We start from the raw sequence: 1,524 nt of genomic DNA, 5'->3' as shown, positions 1-1,524 counted from the left end.
CCGTCACGCGCCACTGGCTGACGCCACGTGCTGGGATGGGACGCTTCGCGGTTTGTTGGTTGAATCGGATCGCACGTGGGATGAGCCGTATCGCGCGAGCGTACGGGCCCCAACGACGAAACAAACGCACCCAGGCCCGTAGGCTCGCGCCAAACGGCTGATCCAGTCGGCAAACCGGTCAGCGGGCGGCGGGGGTTTCGCCGCGACTGAGCCCGGACAGTACTGACAGGGCGGCCTGATCGTTGCGCTGCGTTGCGATTTCACTCAACCGTGCAATCACTTGCGTCGTCGCTGCGTCGGCGGATTCGACATCACTCCTCATGATCGTCGTCAACGCGATGACAAATTCATGCAACGGACCCGAATCCATCCGCGTCCCTGTCGGCAACGTTTGCATGCATTCGTCCAGCAAGTCGCTCAAGGTGTCTGGACGGACCACCGACGCCAACACCAGTCGGGCAGGAAGATTCGCCGATGAACGTTCTGCCGCATCCGCGATGTGATCGAGTTCCTCCAGCAGTCTTTGGCATGCATCACGCCCAGCCGGAGTGGAGGAGGCGGATCGGATCGCCAGCTCGAACAGGCAATCCTGTGGGGTCTCGGTCAAGGCGTCCAACTTGGTCCCGTAAAGATCCAACGTTGCATTCGGAACGCCGCCCAAAAAATCACTCCGCATCGCGTCGACGTAACGGATGGAGTTTTCGGTATCGACGGATTGGATCGCCGATTCGTATCGGGTTTCCAAAATCCTGCGATGATTCCGTCCCTGGCTATAACGCCTGGCCAGTTGGAACACCAAGGGCTGGTCCAAGAAACGCCGACAAATTCCGGCGGCATCGATCGGGAAGCCGGAATCGAACAGGTTCTCTGCGAGGTGCGCCGCGACCTGCAATTGCCGATTCTCACGCACGCCCGTGGTTCGCGGAAATTTCCACGTGTGCAGACGCTCCAGCCAACCGCGTCGGGCCAGCTCACTCCGGCCGACTTTGACATAGGTTCGAAACAGTTGATCCAGCGGAGAACCGACGGTGTGTGACGCCACGGGCTCCGCCGGCGAATTACGAACCGCGGCCTGAAAGATACCGATTTGCAGCATCGCTTTCTGATCGATCGGATCAAGCGTTTCGATCAGCTGGCCGGTTTGCCAAAGCAGTCCGGCGGGGATGTTTGCCGGCGGAGACGCGGTGACCTGGTCATTCAAGCGAGCGGGAACCATCGCACGCATCCGCTCCGCCCCCGCGGCTCGTGTCGACTCGGTGTGTAATTGATAAACGGCTTTCAGCCATCGCCGAACCGCTTGAGTGTCCTTGTCCATTGAACCGTCGACCGCGTTGAGAAACCGCTGCGACGCCTGGTCATCACGATGCAACAGATTCATCAGATCGGCCAAGACGCCCGCAACGACTCCCGATTCATTCCATCCCCGCACGCTCCACAGCGGTGAATCGTGGCGAAAGGAATTCGGCGACGTGATGGCATCGACCATCATCGAGTTCAACTCGGGAATCTGCTTCCGTTCGGATT

Annotated in this window: 1 protein-coding gene; it reads right to left on the bottom strand. The window is 59.8% G+C overall.

All coding sequences use genetic code 11. From position 1 onward, the window contains the following. Positions 1-178: 178 nt before the first annotated feature. The coding region (locus tag ABX749_RS32510; RefSeq protein WP_372899695.1) for a hypothetical protein at positions 179-1,524 on the bottom strand (1,346 nt) is incomplete at its 5' end.

It is taken from the genome of Stieleria sp. (assembly GCF_041595215.1).
Taxonomy (GTDB): Bacteria; Planctomycetota; Planctomycetia; order Pirellulales; family Pirellulaceae; genus Stieleria; species Stieleria magnilauensis.
This window is presented reverse-complemented; position numbering and strand designations above follow the sequence as displayed.